Here is a 19,628-nt window from a genome sequence, read left to right as displayed (position 1 = left end):
ACGAGATCGGCATGGGCGACAACATCTGGCTCGGCGACCGCGACGCCGTCCGCACCCCCATGCAGTGGACACCGGACCGCAACGCCGGCTTCTCGTCCAGCGATCCGGGACGCCTCTTCCTGCCCACGATCATGGACCCGGTCTACGGCTACCAGGTCACCAACGTCGAGGCGTCGATGTCCTCGCCGTCCTCGCTGCTGCACTGGACCCGGCGCATGATCGAGATCCGCAAGCAGAACCCCGCCTTCGGACTCGGCTCGTACGACGAACTCCCGTCCACCAACCCGGCGGTGCTCGCCTTCCTGCGCGAGTACGAGGACGACCTGGTGCTGTGCGTCCACAACTTCTCCCGGTTCGCGCAGCCCACCGAGCTGGATCTGAGCCGGTTCGGCGGACGGCACCCGGTCGAGCTGTTCGGCGGGGTGCGCTTCCCGGCGGTCGGCGACCTGCCGTATCTGCTGACCCTCGCGGGACACGGCTTCTACTGGTTCCGGCTGCGCCGCGACCCGGCGTAGTCCCGGCGGGTGGGGCGGTGCGTTTCCATCGCCCCACCCCGGGCACGCATCAGTGACACCCCGACGACCCGGGGAAAGGACGTGACGCCCATGACGGAAGCGGTCACCCCTTCATCGAGCAGCACCCTCGACTCACTGGCTCCCTTGCTGCGCGTCTGGCTGCCCCGGCAGCGCTGGTTCGCGGGCAAGGGCCGCCCGGTCACCGGCTTCACGCCCGTGTCCGTGACCCGACTCCTGCCCGCCGAGGGCAGGCTGGGCCTGTTCCACGTGCTCCTGCGTGTCCACCAGCCACCGGATTCCGCGCACCCCGGCGACTGCTACCAGCTCCTCATAGGCGCGCGCGAGGCGCTGCCGCCCCGGCTGGCGCCCGCGCTGATCGGCCATGTGACCCGGGGCCCGCTCGCCGGCCACACGGTCTACGACGCCCTGTACGACCGCCGGCCCGCCGAGGTGCTCCTGGAGGCGCTGCGCACCGGGGCCCGCGTCGGGGGGCTGCGCTTCGAGCGGGACCCGCGCCAGGAGATCCGGCCGCATCTGGTGGCCCGGCTGCTGGCCGCCGAGCAGTCCAACTCCTCGGTCGTCTACGGAGATACGTTTATTCTCAAGCTGTTCCGCCGGGTCGTCCCCGGCGTCAACCCCGATCTGGAGCTGCCGCTGGCGCTGGCCCGCGAGGGCTGCCCTCGGGTGCCCGCCCCGACGGCGTGGCTCCGCGCCGAACTGGGCGGACGGGCGTACGTCCTGGCGGTGTTGCAGCCCTTCGTGAGCGGGGCCGCCGACGGCTGGGAGCTGGCGCTGCGCGAGCTGGCCAAGGGTGAGGACTTCACCGCCGAGGCGCGGGCGCTGGGCCGGGCCACGGCCGAGGTGCACACCGCGCTGGCGCGCGCCCTGCCGACGGTCACCCTCGGACCCGCCCAGCTCGGGCCGCTGGTCGACGGGATGACCGAGCGGCTGGCGGCGGCGAGCCGGGCCGTACCGGCGCTGCGGCCGTACGAGGCCAAGCTGGGCTCGGCGTACACGGCGCTGGCCGAGCTGGCCGCGGGCGGCAGGACCTGGACCGCCCAGCGGATCCACGGGGACCTGCACCTCGGGCAGTGCCTGCGCGCGCCGTCCGGCGACTGGTCGCTGATCGACTTCGAGGGCGAGCCCGCCCGGCCCCCGGCCGAGCGGCGGCTGCCGCAGCCGACGGAGCGGGACATCGCGGGGATGCTCCGCTCCTTCGACTACGCGGCCCGCTCGGTGAGTTCACCGGCGCCGGGGTGGACGCACGGCTGCCGGGCCGCCTACTGCTCCGGGTACGCGGAGGTGTCCGGCCGCGACCCGCGCACCGATCCGGTGCTGCTGCGCGCCTTCGAGACCGACAAGGCCGTCTACGAGGTGGTGTACGAGGCCCGCCACCGCCCCGACTGGCTGCCCGTGCCGCTGTCGGCGGTCCGCCGCCTCGCCGCGTCCGACCCTCACTGACCCGACTCTCGCCCCGGGAGACTCGCTCGTGACGTCGCAGAAGCACCTGTCCGATCCCGCCGTGGCCGCCGAGGACCGCGCGCGGCTGCTGGGCGCCACCCACCACGACCCGCACGCCGTCCTGGGCGCCCATCCGGTGCCGGGCGGGGTGGCCTTCCGGGCCTTCCGCCCGCACGCCCGTTCGGTCACCGTCGTCCGCGGCACACTGCGCACCGCGCTGCGCGACGACGGCGACGGCTTCTTCTCCGGGCTGCTCCCGCTGGACGCCGTACCGGAGGCGTACCGGCTGCGGGTGGCGTACGACGACACGGTCCACGAGACGGAGGACGCCTACCGGTTCCCGCCCACCCTCGGCGAGCTGGACCTGCATCTGATCGGCGAGGGCCGGCACGAGCAGCTGTGGCGGGCCCTCGGGGCGCACGTCACGACCCGGCAGGGGGTGCCCGGAACCCGGTTCGCGGTGTGGGCACCGGACGCGCGGGGCGTCCGGGTCGCCGGGAGCTTCAACTTCTGGGACGGCACCGGGTTTCCGATGCGTTCGCTCGGCTCCTCGGGGGTCTGGGAGCTGTTCGTGCCGGGGATCGGCGAGGGCGAGCTGTACAAGTTCGAGATCACCCGGCCCGACGGCTCGCGCACCCTGCGCGCCGACCCGCTGGCCCGGCGCACCGAGGCCCCGCCGGCCACGTCCTCGATCGTGCACGTGTCGCACCACGAGTGGGGGGACGCGGAGTGGATGGCGCGCCGCGGTGACACCCCGGTGCACGAGGCGCCGTTCTCCGTGTACGAGGTCCATCTCCCGTCCTGGCGGCCCGGGTCGTCGTACCGCGAACTGGCCGACCAGCTCACCTCCTACGTGGCGGACACGGGCTTCACGCACGTGGAGCTGATGCCGGTCGCCGAGCACCCCTTCGGCGGCTCCTGGGGATACCAGGTCACCGGCTTCTACGCGCCGACGGCCCGACTGGGCACCCCGGACGACTTCAAGTACCTGGTGGACCGGCTGCACCGGGCCGGCATCGGGGTGCTGATGGACTGGGTGCCGGCCCATTTCCCGCGTGACGCGTGGGCGTTGGCCGAGTTCGACGGTCGGCCGCTGTACGAGCACCCCGATCCGCTGCGGGCGGCGCATCCCGACTGGGGCACGCTGGAGTTCGACCTCGGCCGTCGGGAGGTGCGCAACTTCCTGGTGGCGAACGCCCTTTACTGGTGCGAGGAGTTCCATGTGGACGGGCTCCGCGTGGACGCGGTGGCCTCCATGCTCTACCTCGACTACTCGCGCGAGCCGGGCGGCTGGCGGCCGAACGAGCGCGGCGGCCGGGAGAACCTGGACGCGGTGGCCTTCCTCCAGGAGATGAACGCCACGGTCTACCGCCGTTGTCCGGGCGTGGTGACCATCGCCGAGGAGTCCACGGCGTGGGACGGGGTGACCCGGCCGACCCATGTGCGGGGGCCGAGCGGGTTCGGCGGGCTGGGCTTCGGGCTGAAGTGGAACATGGGGTGGATGCACGACTCGCTCCGGTACATGGCGCACGACCCCGTGCACCGCGCGTACCACCACCACGAGATGACGTTCTCCATGGCGTACGCGTACAGCGAGAACTACGTCCTGCCGATATCCCACGACGAGGTGGTGCACGGCAAGCGCTCCCTCGTCTCGAAGATGCCGGGCGACTGGTGGCGGCAACGCGCGGACCTGCGCGCCTATCTGGCCTTCATGTGGGCGCACCCCGGCAAGCAACTCCTCTTCATGGGCCAGGAGTTCGCCCAGGGCGCCGAGTGGTCCGAGGCCCACGGCCCCGACTGGTGGCTGCTCGACCCCTCGTACCCCGCCGCACCCGACCACCGGGGCGTCCTCGACCTGGTCCGCGACCTGAACAGCCGCTACCGGGCCACTGCGGCCCTGTGGCAGCGCGACACCGACCCCGCGGGCTTCGAGTGGATCGCCGGGGACGCGGCGTCCGACAACGTCCTCGCCTTCCTCCGCCGCGATGCCCGCGGCACCCCCCTCCTCGCCGTCTCCCACTTCTCCCCCGTCGTCCGCCCCGACTACCTCATCGGCGTCCCGGACGACGTCCCGGCGTGGACGGAATGCCTGAACACGGACGCCGGGCACTACGGCGGCAGCGGCGTGACCAACCCGGGCCCCCTGAAACCGGAACCCCGCGGCGCCCACGGCCACCCGACCGCCGTCCGCCTGACCCTGCCGCCCTCGGCCACGGTGTGGCTGCGACCGGCCTAGCCTCCTCTTCTCGGCGGACGCCGAGAGGTCCTGTCCTGTGAGCCCCGGAGAGGACGTCTCCGGGGCCCGCGAGGCGCTACGCGTCCTGCCGGGCCAGGGCCGCGGGCAGGTCGCCGGTGTGCAGGACCCCCAGCCGCTGGGTGGCCCGGGTCAGGGCGACGTACAGGTCGCTGGTGCCGTACTCGCCCGGTTCGACCACCAGGACCGAGTCGAACTCCAGCCCCTTGGACTGGCGGGGGTCGAGGAGGACGACCGCCCGGGTGAGGTCGGGTTCGGCACCGGCGGTGACGCCGTCCAGGCGGGCGGCGACGGCGCGGTGCAGGCGGCGCGGGGCGATGACCGCCAGCCTGCCCTCCACCGGGGTGAGTTCGGCGACCGCCTTGGCCACCGCGCCGGGCAGGTCGTCGTCCGCCCGCCGCACCCAGGGCCGTACCCCGGTGGACCGCACGGAGCTGGGCGGCCGGAAGTCCGGGTGCTCGGCGCGGACCACGGCCGCGGCGAGGTCCATGATCTCGGACGGGGTGCGGTAGTTGACGCCGAGACGCGTGTGCTCGTACCGGTCCTCGACATAGGGCGCGAGGATCTTCGACCAGGAGCCGACCCCGGCCGCCTCCGCGGTCTGCGCGGGGTCGCCGACCAGGGTCATGGAACGCGTCGGGCAGCGCCGCATCAGCAGCCGCCAGGCCATCGGCGACAGCTCCTGCGCCTCGTCCACGATGATGTGCCCGAACGCCCACGTGCGGTCGGCGGCGGCCCGCTCCGCCGCGCTGCGGTGGTCCTCTTCCTCCTGCCGCTCGGCGAACCGCTCGGCGTCGATGATGTCGTGCGCGGACAGCACCTCGGAGGCGTCCGGGTCACCGTCCTCCTTGTCCTCGAACTCATAGGTCCGCGACGCGTACGACACGTCCAGCACCCCCTGCGCGTAGGCGATCCGGGCCGTGCGGTCGCGGTCGGCGCGGTGGCGGGCCAACCGGTCGTCCTCGCCGAGGAGTTCGGCGGCCTCGTCCAGGAGCGGGACGTCGGCGACGGTCCACGCGCGGGTCACCGGCCGGCGGATGGCCGCGGCGTCCTCGTCGGCGACGTACCCCTCGGGCGCCGCCAGGAAGTCGGCGACCAGCCGCCGCGGGGTGATCCGGGGCCACAACAGGTCGATGGCTGACCAGACTTCGGGGTTCTCGGCGAGTTCGTCGCGGATCTGGGTGATGTCGGAGGCGTCGAGCAGGCTGCTGCCGTCGTACGGATCGGTGCCGACCCGCTCGGCGTACAGCTCGGTGAGGGTGTTGAGGATGTGCCCCTCGAAGTGCTCGCGGGCCGCGTTGTGCGGCAGCTTCGCGGCGCGGGTGCGTTCCCGGGCGACACGCACCAGGCCGTCGTCCAGCATCAGCACCTCGCGGTCGTGCTCGATCGCGAGGACCGGGTCGGGCAGCGCCTGCCGGTCGCGTACGACCTCGGCGAGCACGTCGGCCATGTCGGCGCGCCCCTTGACCGCGGCGGCCTCGGGGGTGTCGGTGGCGGTGGCCTTCACCCCGGGGAACAGCTCGCCGACCGTGGCCAGCAGGACGCCGGTCTCGCCGAGGGAGGGCAGCACCTCGCCGATGTAGCCGAGGAAGGCCGGGTTGGGCCCGACGATCAGCACGGCCCGGCGGGCCAGCAGCTCCCGGTGCTCGTACAGGAGGTACGCCGCGCGGTGCAGCGCCACGGCGGTCTTGCCGGTGCCGGGACCGCCCTCCACGACCAGCACGCCCCGGTGCGGCGCCCGGATGATCCGGTCCTGGTCGGCCTGGATCGTCCGCACGATGTCGCCCATCCGGCCGGTGCGCGCCGAGTTCAGCGCGGCCAGCAGCACGGCGTCGCCGTTGTGGTCCTCGTGCCCGGTGCGGGTGGCGTCGCCGAGGTCGAGGATCTCGTCGTGCAGGTGGGTGACGGTGCGGCCCTCGGTGGCGATGTGCCGGCGCCGCCGCAGCCCCATCGGGGTGTGGCCGGTGGCGAGGTAGAACGGGCGGGCGACCTCGGCACGCCAGTCGATCAGGACCGGGGTGCGTTCGGCGTCCTCCGCGCGCAGCCCGATCCGGCCGATGTGGTGCGTCGTACCGTCCGCGAGATCGATCCGCCCGAAGCAGAGCGAGCCGTCGACGGCGTTCAGCGCGGCGAGCAGCCCCGACCGCTCCGCGACCAGGATGTCCCGCTCCAGCCGGGCCTGCATGGGCTTGTCACCCTGCGCGAGCGCGTCCCCGACCGAGGTCTCGACCGCACCCCGCAACACGTCCACGCGCGCGTACAGTCCGTCGATGAATTCCTGCTCGCGGCGCAATTCATCGTCTGGAAATTCGGTGTTTGACAATTCCGCTCCCGCCCGGATATACTGTGCCCACAAAGCTTTTCCGTGACCGCGTGTGCGTGAAGTCACGAACCATCGAATATACGCGCAGAAATCCCCCGGACGCAATTGTCCGGGGGATTTCTCGTGTTCGGATCGGCTTTACAGCACGTCGGCGAGTTCCGCCAGGAGCCGCCGCTTGGGCCGCGCCCCCACCATGGACCGCACGGGCCCGCCGTCCCGGAACACCATGAGGGTGGGCGTGGACAGCACGCGGTACGCGAGGGTCGTCCGGGGATTGCGGTCGACATCGACCTGTACGACCTTCACCCGGTCCCCCTCCTCCCGGGCGATGTCCCTGAGCACCGGCGCGAGCTGCCGGCAGGGCCCGCACCAGTCGGCCGTGAACTGCACCAGCACCGGCAGGTCGGCACCGATCACCTCCTCCTCGAAATCCGCGTCCGTCACGTCGGCGAGTCCGCTCGTCGAGCTCATGAGAATTGCCCTCCCAGTTCGCACACGGGCTCCGGACCCCCCGGAGCCAGCGCGTCGGCGGCCAGCTCGTCGCGGGCCCGCTCGGCCCGCCGCAGCTGCTCCGCGACGGTCTCCCGCACCTCCGTCAGCTGCCCGATGAGCGCGTCCAGCTCCGCGAGCTTGCGCCGGTAGACCACGAGCGACGCCGGACACGAGTCCCCTTCCGGGTGCCCCGCCCGCAGACACTCCACGAACGGCCGCGTCTCCTCCAGCTCGAACCCGAAGTCCCGCAGCGTCCTGATCTGCTCCAGCAGCCGCAGATCCTCCTCGCCGTACGCCCGATGGCCCTTCTCGTCCCGCCGCGCCGGAAGCAGCCCCCGCGCCTCGTAGTACCGCAGGGCCCGCGCCGTGGTCCCGGCCCGAGCGGCCAGCTCGCCGATTCGCATGGGTGCGACGGTAGGCCTTGACGCGGACGTCAAGGCAAACGGGGCGGCGGACTCGGTCCGGCACCGGAGCGAGGACCGGCGAGGACCCCCGGTACGGCGAGGACCGCCGCACCCGGCGGGGTGCGGCGGTCCTCGGTGCGCGGGCGGCGGTCCTCAGACCAGCACCCCCGCCGACTCCTCCACCTCCAGCAGCGACGCGCTGTGGCGCTCCTCGTCGAATTTGCGGCGGCCGCCGCGCAGGCCGAAGAGGCGTTTGGCGAGGGCGATGTAGAGGACGGCGAGGATGTTGAGGGTGAGGGTGGCGATCTTGAGATAGCTGATCTTCTCGGTCAGCTCGTAGATCTCCAGGGGGAGGAAGGCGGCGGTGGCGACCACGGTGAGGTATTCCGCCCAGCGCTTGGCGCGCCAGAGGCCGACCGCCTCGACCAGTTCGACCAGGGCGTAGGCGAGGAGCACTCCGGCGACCAGGAGGAGCGTGGAGTGCTTGTAGCCGAAGGCCTTCTGGATGGAGCCGACCACCGGTGAGTGGTCGAGGTCGTAGTGGAAGTGGCGGAAGACGGGACGCAGGACGGTCAGGTACTCGTTGAACAGCCGCCGTACCGCGTCCTGGCTGTTGCTGAACCTCCACACCGCCACCGCGACCAGGACGATGAACACCCCGCGCACGGCCCGCTCGATCGCGAGGAACCGCAGGATGAACAGGTCCCGCAGCACCTTGCCGCGCGGCACCAGCGGCGCGTCCTCCGCCGGCCCCGACCCGTGCGGCTCACCGAGCACGAAGTCGCCGCAGCGCAGACAGCGCCACACGTCCCCGAGCGCGGTCTGGGCGTGCAGCCGTACCCGCAGCCGCGGATCGTCCGGCGCGTAGGTCACGTGCCCCTTGCGCGCGCAGGTCCGCCGGTCCCAGTCGATCTTCATGTCCCCCGTGCCTCCATGCACCTACAGACGCCACACACTGACGTGCCGTTCCGGTCATCCGGCACGGCACGTTAGTGGATGTTGGCGAGAAAGCGTCAGCCGGCGGTGGTTTCCGCCAGTTCCTTCTTCGCTTCCCTCACGTCGGCGGACGTCACGTGGCGCGGCAGCAGGAAGGCGACCACGACCGTGCCGATGCCGAGGATGACCGCGCCGACCAGGCTGGTGTGGGCGACGGCGTCGGAGAAGGAGGAGCCGACGGCCTCGGCCATCCGGTGGGCGCCGGTGGCCAGCTCGGCGGCCTGCTGCTTGAGCTGGGCGGCCTGCTGGGGGGTGCTCGCGTGGGCGGCCTGGGCGGCGGCCTGGTGGGCCTTGTCGGCGATGCCCTGGGCGACGGCGTAGCCGGCGCCGACCGAGTCCTGGGCGGTCTCCAGGGCGCTCGGCGGGAGCTTGCTGCCGGCGGTGGCGTCGGTGAGGTGGTCGCCGTACGACGTGGCCAGCAGCGAGCCGAGGATGGCGATGCCGAGGGAGCCGCCGAGCTCCAGCGAGGTGTCGTTGACCGCGCCGCCGACGCCCAGTTCGGACTCGGGGAACGCGCCCATGATCGCGTCCGTGCAGGGCGAGAGGGCGAGGCCGATGGCGAGGCCGAGGATGATCAGCGGGGCCACGAAGTCGCCGTACGTCGAGCCGGCGTCCACCTGGGTGAGCAGGGCCAGCGCCGCCGTGCCGCCGACCATGCCCGCGCTGACGGTCCACTTCATGCCGACACGCGGGGTGAGCCAGCCGGTGAGGGCCGAGCCGACGAACACGGCGCCGGCCAGCGGCAGCATCCGTACGCCGGTCTCCAGGGCGTCGTAGCCGAGGACGAACTGGAGGTGCTGGGTGAGGAAGTAGAACGCGCCGAAGACGGCCAGGAAGAACAGGGCGACGGCCAGGTTGGAGCCGGCGAAGCGGCGGTGCGCGAAGCGGCGGACGTCCAGGATCGGGCGCGGGTGGCGCAGCTCCCACAGGACGAAGGCGATCAGGCCGACGCCCGCGATCACGGCGGCGGCGACGGCCTTGCCGCTCCAGCCGAAGTGCGGTCCCTGGATGATCATGTAGACGAGCGAGCCGGTCCAGATCACCGACAGCAGGCCGCCGACGTAGTCGATGCGGTCGTGGTGGCCCGCCTTGGACGGCGGGACCAGGACGAGGGCGGCGACGAGGGCGACGGCCGCGATCGGCACGTTGATCAGGAACGTCGAGGACCAGCCGTGGTCACGCAGCAGCGCGCCCGCGACCACCGGGCCCGCGGCGATGGCGAGGCCCGCGGTCGCCGTCCACAGCGTGATCGCCTTGGCCCGCTCGGCCCGCGGGAAGGTCGCCGCGAGCAGCGACAGCGTGGCCGGCATGATCAGCGCCGCGCCGACGCCCATCACGGCGCGCGCCGTGATCACGGTCGCCGCGCTGTCCGCGAGGTAACCGAAGACCGCGCCGCCGCCGAAGACCAGCAGGCCGAGCACGAGGGCCCCGCGCCGGCTGTACTTGTCGCCGATCGCGCCGAGCAGCAGCATCAGCGCCGCGTAGGGCACGGTGTACCCGTCGATCACCCACTGGAGGTCGGCGCTGGAGAGGCCGAGGTCCTTCGTCATGTCGGGCGCCGCGACCGTGAGGGCGGTGTTGGCCATCACGATGATCAGCAGGCTCAGGCAGAGCACGAGCAGTGCCCACCAGCGCCGGGCGTACGGGCGCTCCATCTTCTCGACCGGTTCGGTCATGACGAGTCGCATGGCAGGGGTTTGCCTTCCTCGGATTCGCGACGGAACTTGCACAACCTCGTGCAATTGCACAACGATGTGCAATGTACGCCGTTGCACAATGCTGTGCAAGTCGAGGGAGGGCGTACCGGCCGATCCGGAGAGGACGTGCAGAATGGCTGCCATGACCACGGGTAACCCCAGCCGCGCCGACGCCAACCGGCGCCGCATCCTCGACGTCGCCCTCGCCGAGCTGCTGCGCGACCCGGACGCCTCGATGGACCAGATCGCGCGCGCAGCCGGAGTCGTACGCCGGACCGTGTACGGCCACTTCCCCAGCCGCGAGGCGCTGATCAGCACCCTCACCGACGAGGCGGTGCAGGCGCTGGCGGACGCGGACGCGGCGGTGCGCACGGGGGTGACGGACCCGGCGGAGGCGCTCGCCCGCTCGGTGCTCGCGCTCTGGGCGACCGCCGACCGCTACCGGCTGCTGATCGCCCTGGCCCAGCGCACGGTCACCGTCCAGGGCATCCGCGAGCGCCTCGCCCCGCTCCGCGCGGCCAAGGTCCGGGTGCTCCAGCAGGGCCTGGACGAGGGTGTGTTCACCTCGCCGCTGCCCGCGCCCGCTCTCGCCTACGTGCACGAGCAGACCGTCTTCGCGGTCATGGACGCGGTCAACGACGGCCTGCTGACGGCGCAGGAGGCGGGCCGCTCCGCCGCGGTCACCATCCTGACCGCGGCGGGCGTACCCGCCTCGACGGCCACCGCGCTGGTGGCCGAGGTGAGTTCGGACACGTAGCCCGGGAACGGCCGTACACCCGGCCGGGGTTCACGAACGTGTCCGAACAGCCGGCGGCCCGGCCCCGGTTCAGGCGGGGCCGGACAGCCGGAGAAGGAGTCGGGGCTATGCCTTGGCCAGCCTCTCCTCGCGGGGCTCGGGGACCTCGGCCACCGTACCCGCCGCGGCGTCCATCGCCGTCTCCTCGAACGGCAGCTCCCCCGCGAGCACCTTCCGCACCCGCTCGTTGTCGATCTCCTTGGTCCACGTTCCCACGAGCACCGTGGCGACCGCGTTGCCCGCGAAGTTCGTCAGCGCCCGCGCCTCGCTCATGAAGCGGTCGATGCCGACGATGAGACCGACGCCGTCCACCAGCGCGGGCTTGTGCGACTGGAGGCCGCCCGCCAGCGTGGCGAGGCCCGCGCCGCTGACACCCGCCGCGCCCTTCGAGGCGAGCAGCAGGAACAGCAGCAGCGGGATCTGCTCGCCGACCGACATCGGCGTGCCCAGCGCGTCCGCGATGTACAGCGACGCCATGGTCATGTAGATCATCGTGCCGTCGAGGTTGAAGGAGTACCCGGTCGGCACGGTGATGCCGACGACCGGCTTGCTGACGCCGAGGTGCTCCATCTTCGCGATCAGACGCGGCAGCGCGGACTCGGAGGAGGACGTGGACAGGATCAGCAGGAACTCGCGGGCGAGGTACTTGCACAGGGCGAAGACGTTCACCCCGGCGACGATCCGCAGCACCGCGCCGAGCACGACGAAGACGAACAGCACGCAGGTGACGTAGAAACCGAGCATCAGCACGGCGAGGCTCTTCAGCGCGTCCAGGCCGGCCGAACCGGTGACCGCGGCGATCGCGCCGAAGGCGCCGACCGGCGCCGCCCACATGACCATGGACAGGATGCGGAAGACGAGCCGCTGGATGTGCTCGACGCCGCGCAGCACCGGCTGCCCGACCGGGCCCATGGCCTGGAGCGCGAATCCGGCCAGCAGGGCGACCAGCAGCGTCTGCAGCGCCTGGCCCTCGGTGAAGGCGGACACGAAGGTCTGGGGGATGATCGACAGGACGAAGTCGACGGGCGGCAACGCGTCACTGCTGACCTGGGCGTGTCCGGTCTGCTTGAGGGCGTCCGTCAGATGGAGTCCGGCACCGGGGTGCAGCACATTGCCGACGACGAGCCCGATGGCGAGGGCCACCAGCGACATCACGAGGAAGTAGCCGAGGGCGATGCCGCCGACGGCGCCCACCTTGGCCGCCTTGCGCACCGATCCGATGCCGAGCACGATCGTGCAGAAGATGATCGGCGAGATCATCATCTTGATCAGATTGACGAACCCGGTGCCCAGCGGCTTGAGCTGGACCGCGGCATCCGGCCAGATGAGGCCGACCGCGATGCCGAGCACGACGGCCACGATGACGGCGATGTACAGGTAATGGGTCCGGTCCCGCCGGGCGCGGGGTGCGGCAGGTGCCGTATCGGGACTGGTGGCGGCCACGGCTGCCCTCCTTGACGTCTTCGTCGGTGCACAACCGGCGTGCGGCTCACGTCCGGGCGATGCTGGGAACGCGGTGACTATCTCCCGTCCTGTGAGGGCGGTCACGCTTGCGTTCATTTAGTTCACGCGTGAACCGGGGGCACACTGGCTGACATGCGCCTTCCGTCCCTGACCCGCCCTCGCAGCCTGGCGGGCCAGCTGTTCGCCATGCAGGCGGTGCTCATAGCGGTGGTCGTGGCCGGATACGCGCTGTTCACCTACGTCAGCGACCGGCGGCAGGCCGAGGACGCGGCCGCCCGGCAGGCCACCGCGGTGGCCCGGTCGATCGCCGACTCCCCCGCGGTCCGTACCGCGATCCGCACCCCGGACCCGAGCGCTCTCCTTGAGCCGTACGCCCTGAAGGTCACCCGCGACACCAACGTCGACTTCATCACGATCATGACCCCCGCCGGGGTCCGCTGGACCCACCCCGACCCCCGGCAGATCGGCAGAAGCTTCCTCGGCACCACGGCCCCCGCGCGCCGGGGCCACACCTTCACCGAGACCTACACCGGCACCCTCGGCCCCTCGGTGCGCGCGGTGACCCCGGTCACGGACGGCGGCAGGATCGTCGGCCTGGTCAGCGCGGGGATCACCGTGGACCGGATCAGCGAGCGGCTCCAGGACCAGGTCACGGCGCTGCTCGGGGTGGCCGGCGGTGCGCTGCTGCTGGGCGCGGTGGGCACGTACGTCATCAACGCCCGGCTGCGCCGCCACACCCACAACATGAACGCCACCGAGCTGAGCCGGATGCACGACTACCACCAGGCGGCGCTGCACGCGGTACGCGAGGGGCTGCTGATGCTCGACGGGCACTACCGGGTGGCGCTCATCAACGACGGCGGCCGGGAACTGCTCGGGGTCGGCGAGGAGGACGAGGTCGTGGGCCGTTCGGTGGCCGAACTGGCGCTGCCGGCCCCGCTGACCGGCGCGCTGCTGTCGTCGCGGCCCCGGGTGGACGAGGTGCACCTGACCGCGTCCCGGGTGCTGGTGGTCAACACCTCCCCGGTCTCCGGCGGCGAACGCAGGGGCACCGTCGCCACCCTGCGCGATGTCACCGAACTCCAGTCGCTGATGGGCGAGCTGGACACGGAGCGGGGTTTCAGCCAGGCGCTGCGCTCGCAGGCGCACGAGGCGGCGAACCGGCTGCACACCGTGGTCTCGCTGATCGAACTGGGCCGGGCCGAGGAGGCGGTGGGGTTCGCCACGGCCGAGCTGGAGCTGGCGCAGGCGCTGACCGACCAGGTCGTGGCGGCGGTGAGCGAGCCGGTCCTCGCCGCGCTGCTGCTGGGCAAGACCTCGCAGGCCAACGAGCGGGGCGTGGAGCTGGTGGTGTCGCCGGACAGCCGGCTGGACGACGGTCTGCTGCCGGGCGAACTGCCCGCGCGGGACCTGGTGACCATCCTCGGCAACCTGATCGACAACGCGGTGGACGCGGCGCAGGGCAGCGCGCGGGCGCGGGTGACCGTGACGGCGTACGCCTCGGAGGTCCGGGATGCCCCGGACGCCCCGGAGGACTCCGCCCCCGCCGCGGACCCCCTGGATACCTCGGCCGCGCCGGCCCCCGAACTGGTGCTGCGCGTCGCCGACACCGGCCCCGGCGTCGACCCCGCCCATGCCGACCTGGTCTTCCAGCGGGGGTTCACGACCAAACCGGCCGGGCCCGGCGGGCGGGGGCTCGGGCTCGCCCTCGTACGGCAGGCGGTGGCCCGGCACGCGGGCACGCTCACCGTGCGGGACGACGCCGGTCACGGCGGCGCGGTGTTCGAGGTGCGGCTGCCGCTGCGCACGGCGCCGGTGCCGGCCGAGGGCGGTGTCGTGTGACGGACCCGATCAGAGTGCTGGTGGTGGAGGACGACCCGGTCGCCGCCGACGCGCACGAACTGTACGTGGGCCGCGTGCCGGGTTTCGTCGCGGTCGCCAAGGCCCGCACGGGCACGGAGGCGCGGCGGGTCCTGGACCGCACGGAGGTGGACCTGCTCCTCCTCGATCTCCATCTGCCCGATGTGCACGGGCTTCAGTTCGCGCGCTCGCTGCGGGCCTCGGGCCATCACGCGGACGTGATCGCGGTGACCTCGGCCCGTGATCTGGCGATGGTGCGCGAGGGGGTCTCGCTGGGCGTCGTGCAGTACGTGCTCAAGCCGTTCACCTTCGCCACGCTGCGCGACCGGCTCGTGCGCTACGCCGAGTTCCGGGGTGCGGCGGGCGAGGCGAGCGGGCAGGACGAGGTGGACCGGGCGCTCGCGGTACTCCGGGCGCCCGCGCCCGCCGCGCTGCCCAAGGGGCTCAGCGGGCCGACGCTCCAGCGCGTGACCGGCGCGCTGCGCGGGGCGGCCGACGGGCTCACCGCGGCCGGGGTCGCCGAGGCCGTGGGCATATCGCGGATCACCGGCCGCCGCTATCTGGAGCACCTGGTGGAGACCGGCCGCGCCGCGCGCAGTCCGCTGTACGGCCAGGTCGGACGGCCGGAGCTGGTCTACCGGTGGGTGTCGGGAACGCACTGACCGCCGCGTTCTCCGTCATCTACTCCACGCCGGTGATCCTGCTGTACGTCCTGGTCTCCCGCCGCCTGGGGAACGGCTTCGCGCTGGGGGGCGCGGTCAAGGGCTGACCGGCAGGAAGGGGCAAAGGCGTGACGTCCGGGCCGTGACGGCCGGCTTCTAGAAGACCGACTCCGCCTCGTCCATCCGGTCCTTCGGGACCGTCTTCAGCTCGGTGACCGCGTCCGCGAGCGGGACCATCCGGATGTCGGTGCCGCGCAGGGCGGTCATGTGGCCGAAGTCGCCGCGGTGGGCGGCTTCGACGGCGTGCCAGCCGAAACGGGTGGCGAGGACGCGGTCGTAGGCGGTGGGGACGCCGCCGCGCTGCACGTGCCCGAGGATGACCGGCTTGGCCTCCTTGCCGAGGCGGCGCTCCAGTTCGTAGGCGAGCGCGGTACCGATGCCCTGGAAGCGCTCGTGGCCGTACTGGTCGATCTCGCCCTTGCCGTAGTCCATGGTGCCCTCGGCGGGGTGCGCGCCCTCGGCGACGCAGATCACGGCGAACTTCTTGCCGCGCGCGAACCGTTCCTCGACCATCTTGACCAGGTCCGCGGGGTCGAAGGGCCGCTCGGGCAGGCAGATGCCGTGCGCGCCGGCGGCCATGCCGGACTCCAGCGCGATCCAGCCCGCGTGCCGGCCCATGACCTCGACCACCATCACCCGCTGGTGGGACTCGGCCGTGGTCTTGAGGCGGTCCATCGCCTCGGTGGCCACGCCGACCGCGGTGTCGAAGCCGAAGGTGCGGTCCGTGGACGAGATGTCGTTGTCGATCGTCTTGGGCACGCCGACGACCGGGAGGCCGGCGTCGGACAGCATCCGGGCCGCCGTCAGCGTGCCCTCGCCGCCGATCGGGATCAGCGCGTCGATGCCGAACTCCTCGGCCATGTCGGTGGCCCGCTCGCATGCCTCGCGCAGCCGGTCCCGCTCCAGGCGGGAGGAGCCGAGGACGGTGCCGCCCCGGGCCAGGATGCCGCTGACGGCGTCCAGGTCGAGGGCACGGTAGTGGCGGTCGAGCAGTCCCCGGTAGCCGTCCTCGAATCCGATGACCTCGTCGCCGTACTGCGTCACCGCGCGGTGCACGACCGAACGGATCACGGCGTTCAGGCCGGGGCAGTCGCCGCCTGCGGTGAGAACTCCGATGCGCATCGTGCTGTGTCTCCTGCTCGCTGTCTCGTCCTGCGTGAGCCTCCTCCGATTGTTTCACGCCGCCGGGAGGGCCGGGATCCTGACGGGCGCCTTATCCCGGCCGAAGGGTATTGTCAAGATGGTTCTGCTCACCTGGGCGGGCGATTTTTTTGCCGACGACGATGTTTGTGCCGCTCATGCGGCAGAGGCGACAGAAACGGAGTGCACACGTGACGCGCAGCGTGTACGTGACCGGCATCGACCGCGGCGACGGCCGCCAGGTCGTGGAGCTGGGGGTCATGGAACTCCTGACCCGGCAGGTCGACCGGGTGGGCGTCTTCCGCCCGCTCGTGCACGACGGCCCCGACCGGATGTTCGAGCTGCTGCGGGCGCGCTACCGCCTCGCCCAGGACCCGGCGACCGTCTACGGCATGGACTACCCAACGGCCTCCGCCCTCCAGGCCGAACAGGGCACCGACGAGCTGGTCTCCGCCCTCGTGGACCGCTTCCACCTGCTGGCCCGCGACTACGACGTGGTCCTCGTCCTCGGCACCGACTTCGCCGCCACCCAGCTCCCCGACGAACTGGCCCTCAACGCCCGCCTCGCCAACGAGTTCGGCGCCCCGGTGCTCCCGGTCGTCGGCGGCCGGGGCCAGAACGCCGAGTCGGTGCGCGCGGAGGTCCGCAACGCCTACCGCGCCTACCAGGGCCTCGGCTGCGACGTCCTCGCCATGATCGCCAACCGGGTGGCCCGCGAGGACCGCGACGAGATCGCCGAGCGGCTCGCCTCCCGGCTGCCGGTGCCCTGCTACGTGCTGCCCGACGAGCCCGCCCTGTCCGCGCCGACCATCGCCCAGATCGCCCAGGTCCTGGACGCGAGGGTGCTGCTCGGCGACGACTCCGGGCTCGCCCGGGACGCCCTCGGCTTCGTCTTCGGCGGCGCCATGCTGCCGAACCTGCTGACCGCCCTGACCCCGGGCTGTGTCGTCATCACCCCCGGGGACCGCGCCGACCTGGTCGTGGGCGCGCTGGCCGCGCACAGCGCCGGCACCCCGCCGATAGCCGGCATGCTGCTCACCCTGGACGAGGTGCCGAGCAAGGAGATCCTCACGCTGGCCGCCCGGCTCGCCCCGGGCACCCCGGTCCTGTCGGTGCGCGGCAACAGCTTCCTCACCGCCGAGCGGCTGTTCTCCCTGGAGGGCCGGATGACGGCCGCCACCCCGCGCAAGGCGGAGACCGCGCTCGGCCTGTTCGAACGCCATGTCGACACCGCGCAGCTGGCGAACCTCATCTCCGCGACCAGCGGCGACCGCGTCACCCCGATGATGTTCGAGCACAAGCTCCTCGAACGGGCCCGCGCCGACCGCCGCCGGGTCGTGCTCCCGGAGGGCACCGAGGAGCGGGTGCTGCACGCGGCCGAGGTGCTGATGCGCCGGGGCGTGTGCGACCTGACGCTGCTCGGCCCCGCGGACCAGATCCGCAAGAAGGCCGCGGACCTGGGCATCGACCTCGGCGACACCCAGCTGATCGACCCGGCCACCTCCGAGCTGCGCGACGGCTTCGCCGAGAGGTACGCGGCCCTGCGCGCCCACAAGGGCGTCACGATGGAGCTGGCGTACGACGTCGTCACCGACGTGAACTACTTCGGCACCCTGATGGTCGAGGAGGGCCTCGCCGACGGCATGGTCTCCGGCTCGGTGCACTCCACGGCGGCCACCATCCGCCCGGCCTTCGAGATCATCAAGACCCGGCCCGAGGCCTCCATCGTCTCCTCGGTGTTCTTCATGTGCCTGGCCGACAGGGTCCTGGTCTACGGCGACTGCGCGGTCAACCCCGATCCCGACGCCGAGCAGCTGGCGGACATCGCCATCCAGTCGGCCGGCACGGCGGCCCGGTTCGGGGTCGAGCCGCGGATCGCGATGCTGTCGTACTCCACCGGCACCTCCGGCACGGGGGCCGACGTCGACAAGGTGCGCGCGGCCACCGAGCTGGTGCGCGCCCGCAGGCCCGACCTGAAGATCGAGGGGCCGATCCAGTACGACGCCGCCGTGGAGCCCACCGTCGCCGCGACCAAGCTGCCGGGCTCCGAGGTCGCCGGGCAGGCCACCGTGCTGATCTTCCCGGACCTCAACACCGGCAACAACACCTACAAGGCCGTGCAGCGCTCGGCCGGCGCGATCGCCGTGGGACCGGTCCTCCAGGGCCTGCGCAAGCCGGTCAACGACCTGTCCCGGGGCGCCCTGGTGACGGACATCGTGACGACCGTCGCCATCACGGCGATCCAGGCCCAGACCTCCGCAGACCGAGCAGAAAGCGTCCGCGTACCGTGACCGCGACCCGTGTCCTCGTCCTCAACTCCGGCTCCTCGTCGCTGAAGTACCAGCTGCTCGACATGCGCGACGCGAGCCGGCTCGCCGTCGGTCTGGTCGAGCGGATCGGCGAGCAGACGTCCCGGCTCCGGCACACCTGCGTGAGCACCGGTGGGACGCGCGAGCAGAACGGCCCGATCGCCGACCACGACGCCGCGCTCAAGGCGGTCGCCGGGGAGCTGGCCCGCGACGGCGTCGGCATCGACTCGCCGGACCTGCTCGCGATCGGGCACCGGGTGGTGCACGGCGGGATGTTCTTCACCGAGCCCACGGTCATCGACGACGGCGTGATCACCGAGATCGAGCGGCTGATCCCGGTCGCCCCGCTGCACAACCCGGCCAACCTGACCGGCATCCGCACCGCCCGCGCGCTGCGCCCCGACCTGCCGCAGGTCGCCGTCTTCGACACCGCCTTCCACACGACCATGCCGGAGTCGTCGGCGCGCTACGCGATCGACCCGAGGCTCGCCGACCGCTACCGGGTGCGCCGCTACGGCTTCCACGGCACCTCCCACGCCTACGTCTCGCGCAGGACGGCGCGGCTGCTGGGCAAGGACCCCTCCGACGTCAACGTGATCGTGCTGCACCTCGGCAACGGCGCCTCGGCGTCGGCGGTGGAGAAGGGCCGGTGCGTGGACACCTCCATGGGGCTGACGCCTTTGGAGGGGCTGGTGATGGGTACGCGCTCCGGTGATCTGGATCCGGCCGTCATCTTCCATTTGGTACGGGTTGGCGGAATGTCCATGGACGAGATCGACACTCTTCTCAACAAGAGGAGCGGCTTGTTCGGTCTGTGCGGGGACAACGACATGCGCGAGATCCGCCGCCGGATCGACGAGGGCGACCAGCAAGCCGCTCTCGCCTTCGACATTTACATTCACCGGATCAAGAAGTACATCGGCGCCTATTACGCCGTGCTCGGGAAGGTGGACGCGATCGCGTTCACCGCCGGGGTCGGCGAGAACGCGGCGCCCGTGCGCCAGGCGGCGATCGCGGGCCTGGAGGGGCTGGGCGCGGCGGTCGACCCGGAGCTGAACGGCGCCCGCGGTGACGAGGCCCGGCTGATTTCGCCCCCGTCCGCGCGGGTGGCCGTGGCCGTGGTGCCGACGGATGAAGAACTGGAGATCGCGACGCAGACCTACGCACTGGTCGGAAAGAGCAATTGAGCAGC

15 protein-coding genes and 1 pseudogene are annotated in these 19,628 nt (G+C 72.1%); 9 read left to right on the top strand and 7 right to left on the bottom strand.

Annotated features, from left to right (window positions below; genetic code table 11):
- The 3 genes from ACWDD7_RS15370 to glgB form a co-directional block, all read left to right on the top strand.
- Positions 1–515 (top strand): alpha-glucosidase C-terminal domain-containing protein (locus ACWDD7_RS15370; protein ID WP_351874449.1); only part of this gene is annotated, 515 nt, incomplete at its 5' end.
- 90 nt (positions 516–605) lie between these two features.
- Positions 606–1,976 (top strand): maltokinase N-terminal cap-like domain-containing protein, encoded by a 1,371-nt coding sequence (locus ACWDD7_RS15365; protein WP_450457661.1) that lies wholly within the window; start codon positions 606–608, stop codon positions 1,974–1,976.
- A gap of 28 nt (positions 1,977–2,004) precedes the next feature.
- The gene (gene glgB, locus ACWDD7_RS15360) at positions 2,005–4,215 is read left to right on the top strand and encodes a 1,4-alpha-glucan branching enzyme (protein ID WP_450457660.1); all 2,211 of its coding nucleotides are present in this window, start codon (positions 2,005–2,007) and stop codon (positions 4,213–4,215) included.
- A 76-nt stretch (positions 4,216–4,291) separates the two neighbouring features.
- On the opposite strand, the gene ACWDD7_RS15355 is transcribed toward glgB, so the two are convergent.
- The 5 genes from ACWDD7_RS15355 to ACWDD7_RS15335 form a co-directional block, all read right to left on the bottom strand.
- Positions 4,292–6,526, bottom strand: a complete 2,235-nt coding sequence (locus ACWDD7_RS15355; protein ID WP_351874458.1) for a HelD family protein — start codon at positions 6,524–6,526, stop codon at positions 4,292–4,294.
- 168 nt (positions 6,527–6,694) lie between these two features.
- Complete coding sequence (gene trxA / locus ACWDD7_RS15350) at positions 6,695–7,027, bottom strand: thioredoxin (RefSeq protein WP_351874441.1); 333 nt, start codon at positions 7,025–7,027, stop codon at positions 6,695–6,697.
- On the bottom strand, positions 7,024–7,452 hold the full coding sequence (locus ACWDD7_RS15345) for a MerR family transcriptional regulator (protein WP_450457659.1): 429 nt from the start codon (positions 7,450–7,452) through the stop codon (positions 7,024–7,026). The genes trxA and ACWDD7_RS15345 overlap by 4 nt, the downstream gene beginning before the upstream one ends.
- Before the next feature lie 153 nt (positions 7,453–7,605).
- The gene (locus ACWDD7_RS15340; RefSeq protein WP_351874436.1) at positions 7,606–8,370 is read right to left on the bottom strand and encodes a DUF2127 domain-containing protein; all 765 of its coding nucleotides are present in this window, start codon (positions 8,368–8,370) and stop codon (positions 7,606–7,608) included.
- A gap of 95 nt (positions 8,371–8,465) precedes the next feature.
- Entirely contained in the window at positions 8,466–10,136 is a 1,671-nt protein-coding gene (locus ACWDD7_RS15335) for an MFS transporter (RefSeq protein WP_450457658.1), read from the bottom strand.
- Positions 10,137–10,278: 142 nt separating this feature from the next.
- Between ACWDD7_RS15335 and ACWDD7_RS15330 the strand changes: the two genes are divergently transcribed.
- Positions 10,279–10,902 carry a TetR/AcrR family transcriptional regulator gene (locus tag ACWDD7_RS15330; protein WP_450457657.1) on the top strand — a complete coding sequence of 208 codons (624 nt, stop codon included), beginning with the start codon at positions 10,279–10,281 and terminating at the stop codon, positions 10,900–10,902.
- A gap of 105 nt (positions 10,903–11,007) precedes the next feature.
- Here ACWDD7_RS15330 and ACWDD7_RS15325 read toward each other — a convergent pair whose 3' ends face one another.
- On the bottom strand, positions 11,008–12,384 hold the full coding sequence (locus ACWDD7_RS15325; RefSeq protein WP_450457656.1) for a cation:dicarboxylate symporter family transporter: 1,377 nt from the start codon (positions 12,382–12,384) through the stop codon (positions 11,008–11,010).
- Between the two features lie 153 nt (positions 12,385–12,537).
- On the opposite strand from ACWDD7_RS15325, the gene ACWDD7_RS15320 reads away from it, so the two are divergent.
- The 3 genes and pseudogenes from ACWDD7_RS15320 to ACWDD7_RS15310 all read left to right on the top strand — a co-directional run.
- A complete protein-coding gene (locus ACWDD7_RS15320; RefSeq protein WP_450457655.1) occupies positions 12,538–14,247 on the top strand; it encodes a sensor histidine kinase in 1,710 nt (569 codons plus the stop codon).
- Entirely contained in the window at positions 14,244–14,927 is a 684-nt protein-coding gene (locus ACWDD7_RS15315) for a response regulator (RefSeq protein ID WP_450457654.1), read from the top strand. The genes ACWDD7_RS15320 and ACWDD7_RS15315 overlap by 4 nt, the downstream gene beginning before the upstream one ends.
- Positions 14,928–14,929: 2 nt before the next feature.
- Positions 14,930–15,034 (top strand): annotated as a pseudogene (locus tag ACWDD7_RS15310) (carbohydrate ABC transporter permease); the annotation flags it as partial.
- A 49-nt stretch (positions 15,035–15,083) separates the two neighbouring features.
- Here the strand turns inward: ACWDD7_RS15310 and ACWDD7_RS15305 are convergent.
- Positions 15,084–16,109 (bottom strand): ATP-dependent 6-phosphofructokinase, encoded by a 1,026-nt coding sequence (locus ACWDD7_RS15305; protein WP_450457653.1) that lies wholly within the window; start codon positions 16,107–16,109, stop codon positions 15,084–15,086.
- Between the two features lie 209 nt (positions 16,110–16,318).
- On the opposite strand from ACWDD7_RS15305, the gene pta reads away from it, so the two are divergent.
- Positions 16,319–18,418, top strand: a complete 2,100-nt coding sequence (gene pta, locus ACWDD7_RS15300) for a phosphate acetyltransferase (RefSeq protein WP_450457652.1) — start codon at positions 16,319–16,321, stop codon at positions 18,416–18,418.
- Positions 18,415–19,623: an acetate kinase gene (locus ACWDD7_RS15295; protein WP_450457651.1), complete on the top strand. Its 1,209-nt coding sequence runs from the start codon at positions 18,415–18,417 to the stop codon at positions 19,621–19,623. Before pta ends, ACWDD7_RS15295 begins: the two co-directional genes overlap by 4 nt.
- Positions 19,624–19,628: the final 5 nt, after the last annotated feature.

The sequence above is a fragment of the Streptomyces sp. NPDC001056 genome, assembly GCF_053598955.1.
The sequence above is the reverse complement of the archived record's forward strand: the minus strand, read 5'-3'. Positions and strand labels throughout refer to the sequence as shown.

Bases quoted from the DNA above. Each gene is read 5' to 3' on its own strand.
- ACWDD7_RS15365 (WP_450457661.1), top strand. From the start codon at position 606: ATGACGGAAGCGGTCACCCCTTCATCGAGCAGCACCCTCGACTCACTG.
- trxA (WP_351874441.1), bottom strand. From the start codon at position 7,027: ATGAGCTCGACGAGCGGACTCGCCGACGTGACGGACGCGGATTTCGAG.
- ACWDD7_RS15345 (WP_450457659.1), bottom strand. From the start codon at position 7,452: ATGCGAATCGGCGAGCTGGCCGCTCGGGCCGGGACCACGGCGCGGGCC.
- ACWDD7_RS15340 (WP_351874436.1), bottom strand. From the start codon at position 8,370: ATGAAGATCGACTGGGACCGGCGGACCTGCGCGCGCAAGGGGCACGTG.
- ACWDD7_RS15335 (WP_450457658.1), bottom strand. From the start codon at position 10,136: ATGCGACTCGTCATGACCGAACCGGTCGAGAAGATGGAGCGCCCGTAC.
- ACWDD7_RS15330 (WP_450457657.1), top strand. From the start codon at position 10,279: ATGGCTGCCATGACCACGGGTAACCCCAGCCGCGCCGACGCCAACCGG.
- ACWDD7_RS15320 (WP_450457655.1), top strand. From the start codon at position 12,538: ATGCGCCTTCCGTCCCTGACCCGCCCTCGCAGCCTGGCGGGCCAGCTG.
- ACWDD7_RS15305 (WP_450457653.1), bottom strand. From the start codon at position 16,109: ATGCGCATCGGAGTTCTCACCGCAGGCGGCGACTGCCCCGGCCTGAAC.